Origin of the sequence: Bacillus sp. SRB_331 (assembly GCF_003264175.1) — a bacterium.
Classification (GTDB): Bacteria; Bacillota; Bacilli; order Bacillales; family Bacillaceae_G; genus Bacillus_A; species Bacillus_A mycoides.
The window spans coordinates 132,128-151,769 of the sequence record NZ_NADV01000004.1; the positions used below are offsets into that span (position 1 = coordinate 132,128).

General features: G+C 36.9%; 21 protein-coding genes, 2 pseudogenes and 2 other annotated features. Of the genes and pseudogenes, 5 read left to right on the forward strand and 18 right to left on the reverse strand.

The genetic code is table 11. The features are described 5' to 3' along the window. The first annotated feature begins 26 nt into the window (after window positions 1–26). Complete coding sequence (locus B5P42_RS02980; RefSeq protein WP_044437833.1) at window positions 27–449, forward strand: hypothetical protein; 423 nt, start codon at window positions 27–29, stop codon at window positions 447–449. Between the two features lie 43 nt (window positions 450–492). Here B5P42_RS02980 and B5P42_RS32485 read toward each other — a convergent pair whose 3' ends face one another. The 5 genes and pseudogenes from B5P42_RS32485 to B5P42_RS03005 form a co-directional block, all read right to left on the reverse strand. Then, window positions 493–603 (reverse strand): YARHG domain-containing protein, encoded by a 111-nt coding sequence (locus B5P42_RS32485; protein WP_080118795.1) that lies wholly within the window; start codon window positions 601–603, stop codon window positions 493–495. Further along, window positions 593–772, reverse strand: a pseudogene (locus tag B5P42_RS32490) (zinc ribbon domain-containing protein); the annotation flags it as partial. The pseudogene B5P42_RS32490 and the gene B5P42_RS32485, both read right to left, overlap by 11 nt. A gap of 149 nt (window positions 773–921) precedes the next feature. After that, window positions 922–2,001, reverse strand: coding sequence for an RNA-guided endonuclease TnpB family protein (locus tag B5P42_RS02995; RefSeq protein ID WP_113733622.1), 1,080 nt, complete (start codon window positions 1,999–2,001; stop codon window positions 922–924). A 335-nt stretch (window positions 2,002–2,336) separates the two neighbouring features. After that, window positions 2,337–2,681, reverse strand: a pseudogene (locus tag B5P42_RS03000) (TcaA second domain-containing protein); the annotation flags it as partial. Between the two features lie 19 nt (window positions 2,682–2,700). After that, window positions 2,701–3,483: a zinc ribbon domain-containing protein gene (locus B5P42_RS03005; RefSeq protein WP_002086912.1), complete on the reverse strand. Its 783-nt coding sequence runs from the start codon at window positions 3,481–3,483 to the stop codon at window positions 2,701–2,703. Between the two features lie 200 nt (window positions 3,484–3,683). On the opposite strand from B5P42_RS03005, the gene B5P42_RS03010 reads away from it, so the two are divergent. Beyond that, on the forward strand, window positions 3,684–4,517 hold the full coding sequence (locus B5P42_RS03010) for a hypothetical protein (RefSeq protein ID WP_113733623.1): 834 nt from the start codon (window positions 3,684–3,686) through the stop codon (window positions 4,515–4,517). Window positions 4,518–4,531: 14 nt separating this feature from the next. Here the strand turns inward: B5P42_RS03010 and B5P42_RS03015 are convergent, their stop codons facing one another. The 10 genes from B5P42_RS03015 to trpE all read right to left on the reverse strand — a co-directional run bounded on the left by B5P42_RS03015 (window position 4,532) and on the right by trpE (window position 13,724). Further along, the gene (locus B5P42_RS03015; RefSeq protein WP_113733624.1) at window positions 4,532–5,215 is read right to left on the reverse strand and encodes a DUF2278 family protein; all 684 of its coding nucleotides are present in this window, start codon (window positions 5,213–5,215) and stop codon (window positions 4,532–4,534) included. Window positions 5,216–5,306: 91 nt separating this feature from the next. Continuing rightward, the gene (locus B5P42_RS03020; RefSeq protein WP_113733625.1) at window positions 5,307–6,806 is read right to left on the reverse strand and encodes an L-lactate permease; all 1,500 of its coding nucleotides are present in this window, start codon (window positions 6,804–6,806) and stop codon (window positions 5,307–5,309) included. 115 nt (window positions 6,807–6,921) lie between these two features. Continuing rightward, on the reverse strand, window positions 6,922–7,281 hold the full coding sequence (locus B5P42_RS03025; protein ID WP_113733626.1) for a DUF4029 domain-containing protein: 360 nt from the start codon (window positions 7,279–7,281) through the stop codon (window positions 6,922–6,924). 74 nt (window positions 7,282–7,355) lie between these two features. Then, window positions 7,356–8,132: a tryptophan synthase subunit alpha gene (trpA, locus tag B5P42_RS03030; protein WP_016094533.1), complete on the reverse strand. Its 777-nt coding sequence runs from the start codon at window positions 8,130–8,132 to the stop codon at window positions 7,356–7,358. Window positions 8,133–8,135: 3 nt separating this feature from the next. Then, window positions 8,136–9,329: a tryptophan synthase subunit beta gene (gene trpB, locus B5P42_RS03035; RefSeq protein ID WP_002086917.1), complete on the reverse strand. Its 1,194-nt coding sequence runs from the start codon at window positions 9,327–9,329 to the stop codon at window positions 8,136–8,138. Continuing rightward, window positions 9,326–9,940, reverse strand: a complete 615-nt coding sequence (locus B5P42_RS03040) for a phosphoribosylanthranilate isomerase (RefSeq protein WP_113733627.1) — start codon at window positions 9,938–9,940, stop codon at window positions 9,326–9,328. The genes trpB and B5P42_RS03040 overlap by 4 nt, the downstream gene beginning before the upstream one ends. Continuing rightward, window positions 9,937–10,698 (reverse strand): indole-3-glycerol phosphate synthase TrpC, encoded by a 762-nt coding sequence (gene trpC, locus B5P42_RS03045; protein WP_002011417.1) that lies wholly within the window; start codon window positions 10,696–10,698, stop codon window positions 9,937–9,939. Before trpC ends, B5P42_RS03040 begins: the two co-directional genes overlap by 4 nt. Window position 10,699: 1 nt before the next feature. Further along, the gene (gene trpD / locus B5P42_RS03050) at window positions 10,700–11,725 is read right to left on the reverse strand and encodes an anthranilate phosphoribosyltransferase (RefSeq protein WP_044437821.1); all 1,026 of its coding nucleotides are present in this window, start codon (window positions 11,723–11,725) and stop codon (window positions 10,700–10,702) included. Further along, window positions 11,722–12,309 (reverse strand): anthranilate synthase component II, encoded by a 588-nt coding sequence (locus B5P42_RS03055; protein WP_113733628.1) that lies wholly within the window; start codon window positions 12,307–12,309, stop codon window positions 11,722–11,724. The genes trpD and B5P42_RS03055 overlap by 4 nt, the downstream gene beginning before the upstream one ends. Then, window positions 12,306–13,724, reverse strand: a complete 1,419-nt coding sequence (trpE, locus tag B5P42_RS03060) for an anthranilate synthase component I (RefSeq protein ID WP_113733629.1) — start codon at window positions 13,722–13,724, stop codon at window positions 12,306–12,308. The genes B5P42_RS03055 and trpE overlap by 4 nt, the downstream gene beginning before the upstream one ends. 51 nt (window positions 13,725–13,775) lie before the next feature. After that, window positions 13,776–14,020 (reverse strand) — a binding site (T-box leader). 42 nt (window positions 14,021–14,062) lie between these two features. Beyond that, window positions 14,063–14,301, reverse strand: a binding site (T-box leader). Between the two features lie 307 nt (window positions 14,302–14,608). Here trpE and putP point away from each other — a divergent pair. Together putP and B5P42_RS03075 are read left to right on the forward strand one after the other, a co-directional pair. After that, a complete protein-coding gene (putP, locus tag B5P42_RS03070) occupies window positions 14,609–16,087 on the forward strand; it encodes a sodium/proline symporter PutP (protein ID WP_113733630.1) in 1,479 nt (492 codons plus the stop codon). 163 nt (window positions 16,088–16,250) lie between these two features. After that, window positions 16,251–16,649 (forward strand): Ig-like domain-containing protein, encoded by a 399-nt coding sequence (locus B5P42_RS03075; RefSeq protein ID WP_113733631.1) that lies wholly within the window; start codon window positions 16,251–16,253, stop codon window positions 16,647–16,649. Between the two features lie 24 nt (window positions 16,650–16,673). Here the strand turns inward: B5P42_RS03075 and B5P42_RS03080 are convergent, their stop codons facing one another. After that, a complete protein-coding gene (locus B5P42_RS03080; protein ID WP_113733632.1) occupies window positions 16,674–17,069 on the reverse strand; it encodes a PH domain-containing protein in 396 nt (131 codons plus the stop codon). 88 nt (window positions 17,070–17,157) lie between these two features. Between B5P42_RS03080 and B5P42_RS03085 the strand changes: the two genes are divergently transcribed. Then, entirely contained in the window at window positions 17,158–17,829 is a 672-nt protein-coding gene (locus B5P42_RS03085; protein ID WP_113733633.1) for a DUF4386 domain-containing protein, read from the forward strand. Here the strand turns inward: B5P42_RS03085 and B5P42_RS03090 are convergent. Together B5P42_RS03090 and B5P42_RS03095 are read right to left on the reverse strand one after the other, a co-directional pair. Further along, window positions 17,819–18,394, reverse strand: a complete 576-nt coding sequence (locus tag B5P42_RS03090) for a Crp/Fnr family transcriptional regulator (RefSeq protein ID WP_113733634.1) — start codon at window positions 18,392–18,394, stop codon at window positions 17,819–17,821. The two genes, B5P42_RS03085 and B5P42_RS03090, sit on opposite strands and share 11 nt — an antisense overlap. A gap of 164 nt (window positions 18,395–18,558) precedes the next feature. Next, complete coding sequence (locus B5P42_RS03095; RefSeq protein ID WP_113733635.1) at window positions 18,559–19,470, reverse strand: DMT family transporter; 912 nt, start codon at window positions 19,468–19,470, stop codon at window positions 18,559–18,561. Window positions 19,471–19,642: the final 172 nt, after the last annotated feature.

Genomic DNA, 19,642 nt, shown 5'->3' on the forward strand with positions numbered 1-19,642 from the left:
AACTATCGAAAGTAGGTGAAATATACATGTGCGCCGGCCTTCTCGCTCAAACTCCAGAGGAACCGCAAGAACCGAAAGCCGCCATGCCACTTGATCAAGAATTTTCTATTAACGCAACATTATACAGCGCTCGTGCTTGGTTATCTAATGATGAGACTTTCGCACAAACGATTTGGAAAGGCTCTCGCTTTGCTTCAGCATCACACGCTGGCAAGTCCATCTTACCAATCGGTACTGTTAAAATTTTGAACTTATCTGATGATACAATAACAGTTACTGCATCATCAGAAAAAGATGATACTCTCAAAATAGTCGTACCCCCTCGTTCTGAAGGTGTTTTAACATCTAGTGCATTATCTGATGTGCAAGCAAGTACATCAGGAGGAGCAAGCAAAGTCACATTCCTCTTTCATATCTTTTTCTCAAGGGATCCTGGTCCAGCTAAATAACCATAAAAGGGTACAGTTATGCACTGTACCTTTATCATGCACTCTATTCTCTTGATTTGATCAGTTCAACATTATAAGTTTCAATATCTGTTAGCTTTCCTGTAAAATACGGATTTTCTCTATACCAAGACTGTTTTGAAAAATACGCTTGCATATCTTTCGTTTGAAAGCAACGTCGTATAATACGTCTTCGCTTTCAATTTATACCGATCAAATAAAAAGAAATACTTCCCGTCTTTCGTTAACGAAAAATCTGTTCTTTCGATTCCGTCCCCTCGTTTTTCACCTTGCCTCAAATATTCTTTCAATTCATTCACTTGAGACTCCCACGACTAAAGTCGCAAGCCCGAATCCTTATGGAATTACGGGTGGGATTCTTGAATGACTAAGCGTTCGCAGTCCATTTCTGTTTTGAACAGCCTTCAAGATGAGGGCATCTCATTGCCCCTCCTAAACCAGACCATATAGGTGCTTAGGCTGATTGACTGTTACCATCAATCACAGTTGCATAGCGAATATTCATCGCCCCAACGATATCACGATGTGTCTCAAATCCACATGGACACTTGTATTTTCTGTCTTGCGCCTTATTCTTTTCAGCACATTTTGGACAGCTTTGACTTGTATAAGCCGGATTCACATATTCAACCTGAATATCAGCTAATATCGCTTTATATTCAATAAATTTTGACAAACGATAGAATGACCAAGTGTGTAGGTTTTTTTCGTTTTTACGGCTTGTTCTTGCCGTCTGTCTTATATTCGTTAATTGTTCTAATCGAATGACAGAAATATGATTTGCAATCGCAAAATTAATGATTTCACGACTTATTTTATGATCTTTATCTTGCATCCATCTTTGTTCTTTATCATCCAATCGCCGAATCGCATTCACTTTTTTGTCTTTTCCTAACTTCTTACGCACACTACGAAACTTACGCTTCCTATATTTGTTTTGCCTACCATTTCCAAAGAAACGAACCTTGTCATCATCTGTAATCGCTACCGCAGGGACTTTGAGGCCTAGGTCTACTCCTAAAATTTTCGTCCCTGCTCTTTCATTTGTAGGAACCATGACAGATATTTGGGCCATCCACTTATTCGATTTCTTTGTGATGCGAAGTGTACCTAACTTATGTTTTAGCAAATCCAAATTGCGATTGTTTTTATCGATTAATAAAGCTCGGAACTTTAAACGAGTGGCCTTTCCATTTACCTTAAACGGGATTGAAATATGAGTGGCGTCAAACGAATAATTTTGATTGTTCCATATACAAACAGGCCTCTTTAAAATCGGAATGATTTTATAATTGCTTTTCTTTACTTTTGTAGCAAACAAACTTTTCGCGTCTTTGATTGCTTGATTCTTCACCGCACTTGGGATATTTGCTTCAATATCTTTTGTGCTTTTTTTCGTACTTTTCTTTGCTTTAACCATTTCCGATACAAGTGTATTTATAACTTTGATATATTCATGACTACTTTGTTCTAATAAACGGATTTGCTCTTTTGTTGGAATCAATTTCACTTTCACTGTTAGGGTCTGTGACATGCGTTTCATCCCCTTGTTTTTTGATTTTCAACATCGTGCATTTGATACATTTCTAGCAATAGAAACAAAATGAGAACGTGTCCATAAACTTTACAACTACATGAGGTGAGGAGATTTTCCTCTCAAACACTTTGAAACGTACTGCTATCATCATTGATTCTAGTTACAATGTATCATTTACTTTCGAAAAATTACAACAAAAAGACTCGAAGAAACTACCTATACTTTGGATACTTAAAGTACCACGAACCTTGCGATTTTTAGTGGTACTCCGTATCCAACCTCACTTTCATCCCATGCCTAAAGGCAATGGGCTTTCTCGTTCGGAAAGGGCTGTAAGATGGATTTTCTTTTATATATGAAAATAGAGGCGTTAAACTCTCTCTCGTTACAATAACGGCTGGATCATCTGTCGTGACGATCTCAGCTAATTTCTCCCCGTCCCTCTCTTGTAAAATAGTAATCATTCGGTCTACTTGTGCCGTCTGCTTATAATACGATGATCCATACAAATACAATCCAACAATTACTATAACAAGTAATGTTAAGAGTGTAATGCCAACTTTTGTACCGCCGCTCATTTTCTTCTTTACTACAAGACTTTCCCTCTTCATCCCGCATTTTTGGCAAAATTGCACTCCATCTTCATACTGAGCTCCGCATTTTGTACATACATTCATCCATTCAACCACCTTTTCGTTAGAAGCCTGTTAATCCCCCGATAAAGGTTTGGATTATCGTTTTAATGTAAGACCAAAACACGATAAACGTTGCAATTCCGATTAAAACATTTGCGATAATAAGTGTGTAAACAGGATCTACTCCGCCGTTGTCTAGTTTTAATATAGCTACAATTATACTAATTCCCATATACGTTGTAGCCAGCCCTAATAAGATTGGTAAAAAAAAGATCAATAGGAAACTAAATAGAAAAGAAAGAACTAGTATAGCAATAGCTGGCGTCGCTATCGTCCCCCATATACCGAATGCTTCAAGAAAAGAAAAAGATGATTTCATCATCTTACCACTTACAAAAATAATAAATCCGACAAATAAAGTTAAAATTAATAAAAAGAAAAAGACCATTACAGATTCTCCAAAGAAAGTAGGAGTAGCTATATCTGGCACTAATGTCCTCGTAACAGTCGCCGCTGCGCTCATCATTCTATAAAAAATACATGCTCCTAAAAAGCAAATAAGCACAAGACTTACAATTCCATTTCGCACTTCAATATTTCCACTTTCCATAATGGCCGATGGTGATTTAAAAGCATTTTTAAAGAACTGAAAATAGCCACTTGCAAATTGTTTCACTTGCTCTACCGTTTCATTCGGACGAGTTTCCTTTACTCGTGCCGGGCGCGATAGCTGCCCTTCTTCCTGCCCACCACTCGCTACCACTTCTTCCGTTAACGAATGTCCACAATTTCCGCAAAACCTTGCTTCCGCTGCATTTTCAGTATTACATGCCGGACATTTCATTCTCTCATCCCTCCTTAAGCATATACCTTATAGGGTGTTACAAATTCAATATATGACTTTGTACATAAAACATGACTACAAGAAAAAGAATATGAAATCCTTCTTTTAAACGAAACTATGTGTGCTAGTAATATAGAAAAATAATGTTATTATGAAACAGAGCAAATAAAGTGAAACTTTAAACAGATTGGATGAAGACATTGGAATTTGTAAACTCGATTTTTCAAACACTCCTTACAAGTGTGATCCAATTATTTTCTTTAATTGGTGTCATCATTGTAATTGGATTTATATTAGGTTATTTAGAATCTCTCACACGAACGTATTGGTCGAGAGCTTTTGGTAGGAAAGGTTTTCTTTTAACCGCATGGATTGGTGTTCCCGTTCATGAACTTGGGCATGCAATTATGTGTCTATTATTTCGTCATAAAATTGTAGCAACGCAGTTTTTCCCAACAGATACAAGTCAGGGAGCTTTAGGTTACGTACAACATCAATACAATCAAAAAAGTATATACCAACGAATCGGTAATTTCTTTATCGGCATCGGTCCTATTATTTCTGGTATTACTGCCTTAATACTTTTAATGCGCTATTTCGTACCAGAGTCATATTCTTTATTTAATACAACTCTCGAAACAACAATCGCATCGACTTCTATTAACTTAGACATGATCCAAAACATGTTTTTATCAACATTCTTTTTATTAAAAAGCTTGTTTACAATGAACAATTTATTGACCCCTTCTTTTTGGTTATTTTTATTTATCGCTATTTGTATTTCCGCACATATCGCTTTAAGTAAACCAGACATTAAAGGATCCATAGACGGCGTCATCGTCATGTTTATCGTATTATTTTTATTCAATATAATAGCGGGACTGTTTCAGTACGATAGTAACCAACTAATCGGCAAAGTTATGAAATATAATATGTATCTCATTGCATTTTCTAGTGTGGCGCTTCTTTTCTCTTGTATTTCTACACTTGTGAGTTTTGCGTTTTATAAAATAAGAAGAGGGCGTTCGTTGTGAACGCCCTCTTCTCATCAATCATTTCTCTTATAATCACAATGCTCAACCGGAACACGAGCATGCCCTTCTTCATCCGTACACCATGACTGTGACTGAAAGGCAAGAAAAATACCAATCCACTCTTCCTTCTTCTCAAAGTGAATCAATATCCCACCGTCTTGCCATTTGCCATCATCACCTTGCCATTTCTCTACATTCCCTTGATTCATATGAATATCGTGTATACCGTTTCCAGGTGTAAAATGAAAATACGAATCCGGAACCTTTTCTTCTGGTCCCCACCTTTCACCAAACGCATAAATAATTGCTTTCTCATCTATTGCTCTTTTTATATAATGTTCTATTTTCTCATTTAAATCATTATCAGATCCCGATTTTTCAGCAGGTAAAGGTATCATTTGCTTCGAATCAAATAAATTACCTCTTACATAATCTAAAGCAACTTTCGGCTCATTGTTTTTCACTTCCGTAAAACCGAACGGTAATGTCGGTAAAATATGAATCGCCTCTGATCGAATATTGTTACTCGCAAAATATAAAACTTCCGACGGATAGCTTTGCGATTTCACGTTAATTGCAATGCGATAATCTACTTCTGCTTCGCCTTGTAAATGAACTTGATAATGAGGTGTTTTCCCTTTTCCAATCTTAGATTGTACAACTGTACCTTTTAATACACCGTAGTTTTTTAAGGGCATCTCTTTCATCTCCTATTCATTTAGTAGAAGCTTTTCATACTTTAGGCATTATCCATATAAAAAGAAAATCCTCCTTTCCCAGGAGGATTTCTTATTTTCTCAACATATACCAAACAATAACCTCCACCACTACAAGCAACACCGCACCAAAAATCATTAAAGTCGTTTTCTTTAATAGTTCATTTTCACGATAAGGGATATTACATAAATACGCGCCTAGTGTAATTCGTGATGGACAAGCGATTGTCGCTACTGATGATGCTGTGTTTTGGAGTGTTGTGACATATTGCCACGGGAGTGCTACGTTTTGCGCTGTTTGCATTTGGAGTTTAATAAACATCGCATTTGATCCTGCGTTACTACCTGTTAAAAAACCGCCGATACCGCCGATGAATGGTGCAACGAAAACGAAAAATGTCCCAAATGTTTCACCAGCTGTTTTTGCGAGTAATGAATGCATACCAGATGCGCCCATTAGTTCTGAAATTGCAATGAACATCGTCGTTGTAATAGCGAAAGGAATCCATTGTTTTATCGTTTGCGAGAGTGATTGTTTAATAACATTAGATGGAACGCGGAAGAAAATAATTGTAAATAAACAAGTCATAGCGAGCCAAAATCCTGGTGAATATAGTAGCTCTAGTTTGTAAGAATATGATTTTAAATCGAGAACTGCATATGACCTAAGAAAATCATGTAATACTGGAACGAGGCGAGAAAGTAAAATACAAACTGTTAAGAATATATAAGGGCTAATAATTTTTATAATAGATACTTCTCTCTCTACAGCCGCAGCATGTTCTGTTATAAAGTTTTGCTCACTTTTCCCTTTTAATTTAATGATAAGAAAGCCAAATGTAATTGTAACGATAGAACTTAATATACCTGCTAGTTCAACACTTACGTATGCGTTAGAAAGATAGATTCCGAGAGAAAATAATAGAAAGAATCCTACTCCTTCCTTCCACTTTTCTATAACTGCCTGCCAGCCACCGACAACGTATAAAGAAAGGAAGATAAAATATGCGAAAATCGGGATACTTAATAATGCTGTATTTGTACCAAGAGTTGTGAGCGGCATGTTAATAAGCTGAGAACCGATAATCGTACCCGTTGCCATCGCGCCCCATGAACTTGCAAGTAAACCGATAAACGATAGTAGCACAGCTTGAAACGGTTTATAACCGAGCGAAAGAAAAATAGGTGCTGCGACCATAAAACCAATTCCGAATCCACTCACTGATTCAATAAGTGGACAAATACCAAAACACATAAGAAGCATTTGCAATAATCGATCGCGCGTGACTTGTTCTAGAAATCGTGCTACTTGATCGATGTATCCCATTTTGTTCATGAGGTGAAATAAAAAAATACCGAAAAATAAAACGTATCCGACAATAAAACAAATTAACCACCCTTTAATTGTTGCGTGTACAGTTTCACTTATCCCTAATTGAAACGTTGGCGAGAGTAAAACGATTCCGACAGAAACGGCATAAGAGATTAATGAGGCTCTTAATGACGTTTGTTTAAACAAAAACAAACAAATGAAAATCATCATAATCGGGATAAGTGCCAACAATATGGCCATGCTATCATCTCTTTTCATTAAAAATACAATTTTTAACTATTATATAACAGATGTAATATTTTTCAATTGTTTTTACAACAGATTCAAAAAAGGAGCCTTTTGGCTCCTTTTTGAATCACTCCCATTTTCTTTTATCCTGAAAAACCGTCTGCTGTCCAATCATTTTTTCTAGTACAACAAACACAATATAAGCACATATTACTTGCAATACAATATTCCCAAGTTTTATTAATTCAAATGAATGGATCCATTGGAATAATTCACTTAATAATACAATCGAGACGATACTAAATAGTTCTATACTAACCGAAAATATACATACTTCGAAAATAGATTGCTCTTGAATCCTGTTTAAGTTGGAAAAGATGAATAAATACCCTAGAAATAGAGCCATCAACTCTATTTTCGTCATGCTAATGATCCAAGCGTATAATGGTACAGTTAAAAGAAGATATAATAGTTTACGTCTTAGCATGCCTTCTCACCCTTTAATTTATAAGTATTTTCTGTATATTTTAACATTTATTACACAAAAGAAACAGAAGAGACTTAAGCCTCTTCTGTTTCTTTTACTGCATGTATTAACTCACAAATTTCTTCTCGCTTTTCATTTTCTAACAGCTCAATGACTTTACTTCCAACGACTACTCCATCACATATTGTAATCATTTCTTCAATTTGCTCTCGTGTTGAAATACCGAATCCTGCGACTACTGGTAAGTGGACGTGTGCTTTTACTTTTTCTAAGTAACTATGAATCTCATCTTTAAAGTTTTGACGTACTCCCGTTACGCCCGCTACTGTAACGGCGTAGACGAATCCTTGTGATTCACTCGTAATTTTTTCAATTCGTTCAATAGGGCTCGTTACGGTAACGAGTGGAATTAAAGCGATATTCGCCACGCGAAGGAGCGGTGCAATAATGTCTTGTTCTTCATACGGTAAGTCTGGAACGATAATACCGTCCACCCCTGCTTCAAGACAGCTCTCAATGAAACGTTCCTTTCCGAATGCGAGTACTGGATTTAAATATGTCATAAGTACAAATGGAATTTGAACTTCTTGCCTCACCTCTATTAATGCTTGAAAAATACCTTTCAATGTTACACCGCTATCTAATGCTCTTTTTCCTGCCCTTTGAATAGTTGGACCGTCTGCGACTGGATCTGAGAACGGAATACCGATTTCAACGATGCTTGCTCCTGCTTCATCAAGAAAACGAATTCTTTCTTTTAACTTTTCAAGTCCACCATCTCCGCCCATTACATACGGAATAAATGCTTTCTTGCCATTTTCAAACGCTGCTATAATTTTTTCTACTCCCATTTTTTACACCTCTTCCATATAACGTTTTATACTCTCTACATCTTTATCACCGCGGCCGGATAAACAAATGACAAGTCCTTCGTCTTTCTTCATTTGCGGCGCTAGTTTTAAAGCGTATGCAACAGCATGTGAACTTTCTAATGCCGGGATAATCCCTTCTTTTTTCGTTAATAATTGAAATGCTTCTAACGCTTCTTCATCTGTAATGGAATGATAAGAAACGCGGCCAATATCTTTTAGCAAGCTATGTTCTGGCCCAACACCTGGGTAATCCAGCCCTGCCGAAATAGAGTGCGCTTCTTGAATTTGCCCTTCTTCATTTTGCAGAAGGTACATCATCGATCCGTGTAAAACACCGACACTTCCTTTCGTTAAAGTGGCTGCGTGCTTTTCTGTGTGAACACCTTTTCCAGCTGCTTCAACACCGTAAAGAGCAACTTCTTCATCGTGTACGAACGGATAAAACATTCCCATTGCATTACTACCACCGCCAATACAAGCAACGACTGCTTCTGGTAATTTCCCTTCTAACGCTTCGTATTGCTTTTTCGTTTCTTTCCCAATTACACTTTGGAAATCACGAACAATTTGCGGGAATGGATGTGGCCCGAGAACTGATCCCATAATGTAGTGCGTATCGTGTACATGTGAAACCCAGTAACGAAGCGCCTCGTTTACCGCATCTTTCAACGTGCCGCTACCTGCCGCAACGCTTTCTACTTTTGCTCCGAGTAATTCCATTCGAAACACGTTTAATTTTTGTCGTCTCACATCTTCTTCTCCCATGAAGATGACGCATTCTAAACCGAAAAGTGCACATACAGTAGCTGTTGCAACTCCGTGTTGTCCTGCTCCTGTTTCAGCGACAACTTTCTTCTTACCCATTCTTACCGCAAGAAGTGCCTGACCGATTGTATTGTTAATTTTATGAGCTCCCGTATGGTTCAAATCTTCACGTTTCAAATAGATTTTTGCTCCGCCGCAATACTTTGTCATATTTTCAGCGAAATAAAGCGGTGTTTCTCTTCCAACATACGTTTGTAAATAATGATCTAATTCCTTTTGAAACGCTTCATCTTGCATCGCTTCTTTATATGCTTCTTCTAGTTCTAATACAGATTGCATTAACGTTTCTGGAACGTATCGTCCTCCGTATATACCGTAATGACCTTTTTCATCTGGATATGCATAATTCATTTGGAACACTCCTTCGCTTTTATAATAAATTGTTTTATTTTCTCTATATCTTTCTTTCCTTCTGTCTCTACTCCGCTGCTCACATCGATCATATATGGCTGAACGGTTCGAATTGCTTCTTCTATATTAAGGATGTTTAATCCGCCAGCTAATATCGTTTTCTCTCGCAACTCGTTTGGCATATGTGCGAGTAACTCCCATGAGAATGTCTTTCCGTTTCCTCCGTGGAACTTTTCTTTCGGGCTATCAAATAACAGATAATCTGTATCGTATTTTTTCGCACATTCAATATCTTTCTCTAAAGCTACTCCTACCGCTTTTATAGACGGAATATTCAATCTTCTGATTTGATGATTGTCTTCATCCCCATGTAGTTGCACATGGGTTAACCCGCACTCCTCTGCAATTTTCTGGATCACTTCTACTGATTCATTTACGAAAACACCTACCTTGAAAACGTGGACTGGAATTTCCCCAATAATTTCTTTCGCTAGCCCTGGGGTGATTTTTCGCTTACTTTCTGCAAAAACAAATCCAATTGCATCTGCTCCGTATTCGCAAGCATGTTTTGCTGTTTCAACATCAGTGATGCCGCAAATTTTCACTTTCATATGTTCACCTTACAGTCTTCGAAAAAGTTACTTATAGAAGATGATGTCATAAGTGCTTCTCCAACTAATACACCTTTTGCACCAGCTCGTTTGACGCGAATAATATCTTCTTTTGAATGAATGCCACTTTCACTAATCCAAAGTAGGTTTTCCTCATTCAGTCGTTTTCCGAGCTTTTCAGTTTGGCTTAAATCTACTTCAAATGTTTTTAAATTACGGTTGTTAATACCGATAACGTGCGGATTTAATCGGATTGCAATTTCTAATTCCTGTTCATCATGAACTTCAACAATCGCTTCTAATCCTTTTTCTAGCACGTAGTTATAAAGCTCGTTTAATTTCTCTTTTGACAATGCTGCAACAATTAATAAAATAAGATCTGCTCCTGCTTCATACGCTCTATCAATTTGGATTTTATCGATTATAAAATCTTTACATAAAAGCGGAATGTTACTTTCTGCTCTTGCCGTTTGTAAGTCGTGAAACGACCCTTTAAAAAATTGACCGTCTGTTAAAACCGAAACTGCTCCAGCACCGCATTCTTCATATGTTTTCACTTGTTTTGGCACATCAACGTGTAAATTAATATCGCCTTTTGATGGAGACGCTCGCTTTACCTCTGCTATTACAGTAAACTGCTCTAACGCTTTTACAAGTGAGTGTGTTTTCCTTTTTTCTTTCACTGGTGAATATGTTTCATATAACTCCGCAACTTCTACTTTCTTTTGCTCTACAATTTTGTCTAAAATCGTCCCCATTTTAATTCACCCTTTCTAATTTTTCATGGCTTGCTGCAATTAATAAGTTTAGTTTGGCTAATGCTTTTCCAGAGTCAATGCTATGTGCCGCTAGTGTAATTCCTTCTTCAATCGTTTCTGCTCTTCCATTTGCGAAAAGGGCTAGACCTGCATTTAATAAAACAGTATCGCGATAGACACTCTTTTCTCCGCTTAATACTCCGAGCGTAATCTTTGCATTTTCTTTTGAATTCCCACCTCTAATTTCTTCATTTTTCACTCTTGAAAAACCATACTTTTCTGGATCAATACTCATTTCTACTATTTCATTATCTTTTAAAACGACGACATGATTTTCTCCCTGTAATGATGCTTCATCTAAAAAGCCACTTCCGTTTACGACGAGCGCTTGTTTTCTGCCAAGTTTCTGCAACACTTCCGCTACTGGCAATAACATATCTCGTTTATAAATACCGACAAATTGTGTTTCTAAATTAACCGGATTCGTCAACGGTCCAATTAAGTTAAAGATCGTCGGAACGTTTAATTCTTTTCTTATTTTCATAATGCGTCTTAATGCTGGATGCATCGCTGGTGCGAATAAGAAGGCAATACCTACATTCTCTAATAAATAGTCAATCTCACCCGGCGTACAGCTTATGTTTACACCGAGTTCTTCTAATAAATCAGCACTTCCTGTTTTACTAGAAACAGCGCGGTTTCCATGTTTCGCAACCTTTACACCAGCTCCGGCAAGTACAAATGCCGATGTTGTACTAATATTGAATGTTTGCGCACCGTCACCACCCGTTCCGCAATTGTCCATCGCGCCTTTTATATGATTTGAAAACGGTAATGCCTTTTCGCGAAGAGCACGAACGAGACCGTATATTTCTTCTGCTGTTTCGCCTTTCGCTTTCAGCAATACTAAGAAAGCTGCAACTTCACTTTCCAATATGTTGTCACTTAATAAAAGAAGTCCCGCTTCATACATTTCTTCTTCTGTTAAATGTTGTCCCTCTACTAATTTTCGAAGATAACTGTTCATACTCTCTCCTCCTCTTTCACTTCTGCTAAAAAGGCACGTATTAACTTTCCGCCTTCTTCTGTTGCAATTGATTCTGGGTGAAACTGTAATCCGAAGAGCGGATAATAGTTGTGACGAACTGCCATGATTTCTCCGTCATCCATCGCTGTCGCTAGTATGTCAAAACACTGCGGCAAACTATTTTGCACTGCGACGAGTGAATGGTAACGCATCGCTGTTAGCGGCTGCGTTACGTACGAAAAGATTGACGTTCCGTTATGTTTCACACGCGATGTTTTTCCGTGTTTAATGCGCTCTGCTCTAACAATTTCTCCTCCAAATGCGGATATGATTGCTTGATGGCCAAGGCAAATTCCTAAGATGGGAACGTTCTTATAAAAGTGACGAATAACATCGATACAAATTCCAGCATCTTCTGGTTTCCCAGGTCCTGGTGAGAGCACAATTCCTTTCGGCTTCATCTCCTCTAATTGTTCAATTGTTATTTGATCATTTCTTACGACGACGATGTTTTCTTCGTACTCGCCTAATAGTTGATACAAGTTATATGTGAAGGAATCATAGTTATCAATCAGTACAATCATTTCATAACCTCCAAAAGCGCTCTCGCTTTATTTAATGTTTCTTCATATTCAGCAACCGGGTCTGAATCGTAGACGATACCCGCTCCTGCCTGAACGTACGCTTTCTCATCTTTCACAACCATCGTTCGAATTGCTAGCGCCATATCAAGGTTTCCTGAGAATGAAATATATCCAACCGCTCCGGCATATACATTTCTTTTTTCATGCTCTAACGTATTAATAATTTCCATCGCCCTTATTTTCGGAGCACCTGATACTGTACCAGCTGGTAAACAATACGCTAATGCATCAAATCCACTCATTTGTTTTCGCAATGTTCCGTAAACTTCAGATGCAATGTGCATAACGTGAGAGTATTTTTCTACTTTCATATATTTATCTATCGTCACAGAGCCAATTTCACTTACTCTGCCAATATCATTTCGTCCTAGATCCACAAGCATCATATGCTCTGCTCGCTCTTTCTCATTTCCTAACAGTTCTTTTTCGATTTCCTCATCTTCCTGCTTCGTTTTCCCTCTCGGCCTCGTACCAGCAATTGGGTTTGTCATCACTTTATCCTCTCTTACTGATAACAAACTTTCCGGCGAAGAGCCAAGTACAACATAATCTTGAAAATCGATATAGAACATATATGGTGATGGATTTGCAATTCGAAGTTTCCGGTATAATGCAAATGGATCTCCTTTACATTCACTTTGCAAACGCTGGGATAATACAACTTGGAAAATATCTCCGGCCCGAATGTATTCTTTCGCTGTTTCTACCATTTCACAAAATTCTTTTTCAGTTATTGAAGAAGTGAATGATAATATTGATTGTATTTCATTTACTTCCGCTTCTTCTCCCTTTAGCACTTCCTCTTTGTATACTTGCAATCTTTCGTATACTTCTTCATAAGAAGCTGAATCGTCTTCCCTGCATACATATACAAATGACAACTTTTGGCGTAAATGATCGTAAACGGTAAACTCACGATATAGTAAAAGGTGTACTTCTGGAATATTTAATGGATCGTGTAAATCTGCTCCAATGTTTTCATACTGCCGAATGACGTCATAGCCAATATATCCAACTGCTCCCCCGCAAAACGGAAATGGACTGTCTACTTGCGCTGGTGCGATTACCTCTTCTAGCATTTGCAGTACGTTACCTTGCAGCTTTTCTTTTTTCCCATACATCATTCGCTCTACTTCTATACCAACGCTTTTCACTTCTCCATAAAGATTACACCCTAAGTAAGAATAGCGCCCTTTATCTTGATGAAGCTGCGAACTTTCTAATAAAAACTTTTTCTTTCCCTTCATACGTCTATATAAAGAAATTGGCGTAATGCTATCTCCTTCTTCTTCAGCAATTACTAAAAATGTGTTTCTTTGTTCTTTTTGCTTCATAAATTCCTCTTTTGTCATCATGCCTTTCACCTCACTCTGAAAAATAAAAAAGTCCCCTACATATCGAAATATGTAGAGGACGATAAATTTACCGTGGTACCACCTCAGGTTGGACGCAAAAGCATCCCGCTTTATTCAGGTACAAAATATATACCTTATCCTTGTAACGGCGGAACCCGGATTGCCTACTGAAAATAATTGTTCAGCATACCTCTCGTAAGCCCATTCCGTATATGGCACCGCACCGGGCTCCCACCTGTCCCCGGCTCTCTGAAACGTCTCCAATATACGTACTCTTCTTACTTAAACGATTTAACATATTTAATTTTTTGTACACAAAAAGGGAGTACTCATCCTATAGAAAGGACGGGTACTCCCGTGGTGCCACCTTAATTCGTTACGAATGTAACGCACTTTGCCGTATCAAAAAATAATACGTGTCTCTTGTATCGATGAGATCATGTCGCCAAAGCCTACTTCTTTCGTTTCGGTTTGGAAGCTCCGAAGCCCATTCCACATCAATCCCATACTGATTCGCACCAACCATCAGCTCTCTGACATGTTCATCATGTGTACTCTTCTTCATCAACGCTTGCATTTTTTTAAGTTGCACTCATTATAGACCTAACTTTTTTCACAAGTCAATACTTTTTTCAAAAAAATATTTCTCCCTTCTTTCAATATTATATTGACAAAACAACGTGTTTTTATGTAAATATAATAAATACTCTATTAAAATTAAGGTTTTTTTGTCTGAAATTTATATATTAAAAAAGTAAAACGATGTCAAAAAACGCTTACATTTCTGAAAATTCATATTTGTATATGGATTTTTCAGAATAATCATGATAGATTATAAATATGCATAATGCATCAAAAGACATGACAAAAGGAAGGGGAACTACATGAGTACGCAGATGTTAACTTTAACTTCTATCTCTATTTACATGCTCGGGATGTTAGTAATCGGCTATTTCGCCTACAAACGAACGTCCAACTTAACAGATTATATGCTTGGCGGGCGTACACTAGGCCCCGCAGTAACAGCATTAAGTGCTGGAGCATCCGATATGAGTGGTTGGCTTTTAATGGGATTACCCGGTGCAATGTTTAGCGTTGGATTAAGTAGTAGTTGGATTGCATTCGGCCTAACACTAGGCGCATACGCAAACTGGCTTTATGTCGCTCCTCGCTTACGTACCTACTCAGAAATTGCAAACAACTCTATTACTATCCCAGAATTTTTGGAACACCGTTTCCGCGACAAATCTCATATGCTACGCTTAGTATCCGGACTTGTTATTATGATTTTCTTTACTTTCTATGTAGCTTCAGGATTAGTTTCAGGTGCTGTATTATTTGAAAATTCATTTGGTATGAACTATCATGTTGGATTATTCATTGTCGCAGCAGTTGTCGTGGCTTACACATTATTTGGTGGTTTCTTAGCGGTAAGTTGGACAGACTTCGTGCAAGGAATCATTATGGTAATTGCTCTTATTCTTGTTCCTATCGTAACAATTATGAATTCGAACGGACTTGGACCTGCGTTTGACACAATTCGATCTGTAGATCCAACACGTTTAGATATTTTTAAAGGTGCCTCTACTTTAGGAATGATTTCTTTATTCGCATGGGGCCTTGGTTATGTTGGACAACCTCATATTATCGTACGCTTTATGGCAATTTCGTCTGTAAAAGAAATTAAAAGCGCACGAAGAATTGGTATGAGCTGGATGATTTTCTCTGTTGTCGGAGCTATGTTTACTGGTCTTATCGGTATTGCTTACTATTCACAACAAGGGTTGACATTATCTAATCCAGAGACAATTTTCCTTGAACTTGGAAAAATTTTATTCCATCCACTTATTACTGGATTTTTATTAGCAGCGATTTTAGCAGCGATTATGAGTACAATCTCATCTCAGTTGCTCGTTACTTCTAGTGCTATAACAGAAGATTTATATCGTACATTCTTTAAACGTTCTGCTTCTGATAAAGAGCTTGTATTTGTCGGTCGTATGGCTGTACTTGTTATCGCCTTAGTCGGGTGCGCATTAGCGTTTAAACAAAATGATACGATTTTAGCTCTTGTGGGATATGCTTGGGCTGGATTTGGTTCTTCATTTGGACCTGCTATTTTATTAAGCTTATATTGGAAACGTATGACGAAATGGGGCGCACTTGCTGGTATGGTTTCAGGTGCCGCTACAGTAATTATTTGGACACAGTTTAAATTCTTAAAAGATTTCTTATATGAAATGATTCCTGGTTTCGCTATTAGTTTAATAGTGATCATAATTGTTAGTTTACTAACTAAACCTTCAAAAGAAGTTGAAGAGCAATTTGAGAATTTTGAAAAACAACATATTCATAATCTATAAAAAGAAAGCTCTGCTGTTACGATAACAGCAGAGCTTTCTTTTTACCGCAGTTCGACAATATTCTTCTCGAATTTAACAATTTCTTTATGTTTCGTTAAATTTACTATAACATTCTTCCTTTATATTATTAGTATCGACACTTATACAGGAAGGGGACTCCACAATGCTAGCATCTTTACAGCAACAACATATAAGAAAATTTTCACCTATCACAAACACTTCTGCTTCTCGTTTAAACATACAACCAAATCCACCTAAAATTTCAATTGCTCCTTCTGTTATATCTGTAATTGGTATTCATATACAGAAAAATAAGTTTAAAATAAAAACCGGACAAAGTGCCGATTTATCAGCTTATGTTTTGCCAATGCAGGCAACGAATCAAGAGCTTATATGGACAAATATGAATTCTGATGTCATCACAATATACCCAAAAGGTGATACGGTAACGATTACTGGAAAAAGTGCAGGAAGAGCAGTCGTAATTGTCACAACTGCTGAAGGAAAATTTCGTGACTTATGTATCGTTCACGTGCAACCTTATATGACAAATCCAAAATAAAAGAGTGGCTTCGTAGCCACTCTTTTACTTTATTTTAATGTGTGGATTTTTACTTTTCACGAGATTGATGAATTGTTCTTTATCTTTAGGAGAAATAATCTCTGTTTCATATGATCCGTATAAAATTTCTAATCGATCGAATGATAGTGCATAGGCAGCTAACGGATTTTTTGTATTGGAAATTTTCTTTATATCTTGTATAAAAATCCGCTTCTTAATGGGTCCTGATTTAATAAAGATTACTTCTTCTTCCACGATATATTTCATTGTAAACCAACTCCAAACGAAAAGAATTACTAAAGGAATCGTAAAAAGTAGCAGAAAGTAATCTCTTCCAGCTACTAAAGGAGCAAAACACGCACCAATCACAACTAAAAAAATTGGATATAACCATACATCTTTTTTTGATAGAAATTCCACTAAACTTCCCCTCTCTTGATTTAAGTCAATGAATCATCATCCTCTCTCCTATTAAAATGAAAATAAAATTAGAATAGGAGGATGTATTATGAACCAACGAAAGTTTGCCTTATTTACTGGTATTTCTCTTCTTGTCATGGCATTCACCGCACTTTTTTCTTACGGTTTTGTTCACGGAAATCTTGTTGTACAAGGAGATGCGGACGCGACACTCCATAATATTCAAACTTCAAGTTCACTTTTCAGAGCAGAAATTTTCGGATGGATTATCATTTTTATTACGGATATTATCGCCTCGTGGGCTCTTTATTTCTTTCTAAAACCTATCCATGCTAGCCTCTCATTACTAGCTGCCTGTCTTCGTCTTATGTATACAGCTATACTTGGGATTGCTATATTCAATTTAATATTTGTATTACCTCTTTCAAAAAGTACAGTTGCTAATTCCGAAGCATATACAATGTTATTTCTAGAAGCTTTTGAATACATTTGGTCTGTAGGATTAATCATTTTCGGCTTACATCTTCTCACCTTAGGATACGTAACCCTTCAATCTAAAAACATACCGAAAACTATTAGTATATTACTGCTTATTGCTGCAATCGGCTATATTATCATTAACGTACTGAATACAATGTTTTCACAATATAATGCGATTATTTCCATTCTTAACGTTGTCTTTCAACTACCGATGATCGCAGGTGAACTAGGATTTAGTATATGGCTATTGCTTAGAGGTGGAAAAAACTCTACTGTTTGAGTCGTTTCTTAATTCTGCTTAATGATTCTGGCGTAATACCTAGATAACTTGCCAATTGATATTGAGGAACACGATGAATTAAATGAGGTCGTTTTTGTAATAATGATTTGTAGCGCTCTTCTGGTGTCGATGCAATAAATAATGTAAGTTCTTCTTGTACTTCACCAAAATTGTATTCAATCATTTGGCGCGTCATTTTTTCTAACTGTGAATATTTCTTATACATGTCCTTTTCACTATACAGATCGCCAACTACAACTAGACAATCTTCTAGGCAAGTTAACGTATGTGGTGATGATTTATCTTGTTTATGATGATTAAAATTTGTGATTGCCTGTTCTTCTATATAAAAATTTGATGTAACTTCTTTTCCAGATTCATCTATACAATGTTGCCTCACGCATCCTTTTAATACAAAATAACATTTAGACGGAACATCTCCTTGCCTTAAGAGCACTGTTCCTTTTTTATATTCTTCAATCTGTAGTTCTTCTACAATCATGCGCTGCTGCTCTTCACTTAATGTCGTAAGGTTTTTCATGTATTTCATTAAAATATCTTTCATTTGGTCTCTCCTTCCCTCTCTATCTTTGTATGAGAAACGTATGATTGAACTCCACTATATATTTATAGTGGAAATCCCCCCTATTTATCTGTTTTACTTTCTGCATGGAACAAAAAAAGAGAAGTTACCAATAACTTCTCTTCTCATATTTTACAATAAACTCGTTATACTTCCTGTGTATAAGCCGGCTCGTTCACCACATTTTTTGATGTTCGCTTTTGTTGCTGTAGTAAGAAAACAGATACACCAAACAATACGAGTATGCTACCGATAATTTGCATTGCATTTAATTTTTCTCCAAGTAAGAAGAACGCTAGTATAGATGCCCCAACTGGTTCTCCTAAAATGCTCATTGAAATCGTTGTTGCATTTACGTAATTTAATAACCAATTATTAATGACGTGTGACACTGTCGGTACAATCGCAAGTAAAAGAAAAATACTCCAATCCCACTTCGTATAGCCTGTAAATGGCACTTGAAGTATAACGTTATAAATCGCTATAAATATACCAGCGAAGGCAAATACAGTGAAACTATAAATCCAATGAGATACTTTCTTTACTGTCGTTTGTCCGATAAATAAATAACCGACAACTGCTATTACACTTAAAAAGGATAATATATCCCCATAAATTGCTTGCTCACTTAGCCCTAAATCTCCCCAGCCAATACACATTACGCCTAGTATCGCAATTCCCATCGTCGCAATTGCTGAATAGGTTGTTCTTTCTTTAAATAAGAAAAAACCTCCCACTAAAGATACGATCGGTTGAAGTGCTAAAATAATCGTCGAACTAGCAACTGTCGTATGCTTTAAGGATTCAAACCATAGAAGAAAATGAAGAGCTAAAAAGAAACCAGATCCAATTAAAAATCCCCAATCTTTTATTTGAATCCTACTAAACTCTTCCCGTTTTTTCCAAACGATCGGCAGCATAATAAGTACGATAATCCATAATCGATACATACTTAAAACGGAAGATGGTGCTGAGGACATCTTTGCAAAAACAGCTGCGAATGAAATTGCTATAATGGAAATTGCTAGTGGTAGTGCGATTGATCTTTCTTGTTTCAAATCCTGTCTCCCCTCTCACCTGTAAAAAATCCCACTTCATTATATCCGTTTTCTTTCACAACTTAAATACTAATTTTTTAGATTCTTCGTACCATTATGGTAAAATAGAAATTAAGGCACCTATTAGTGATTATTTCTTTCCTTTTCACTACAAGCGTTGCTCTTACAATCA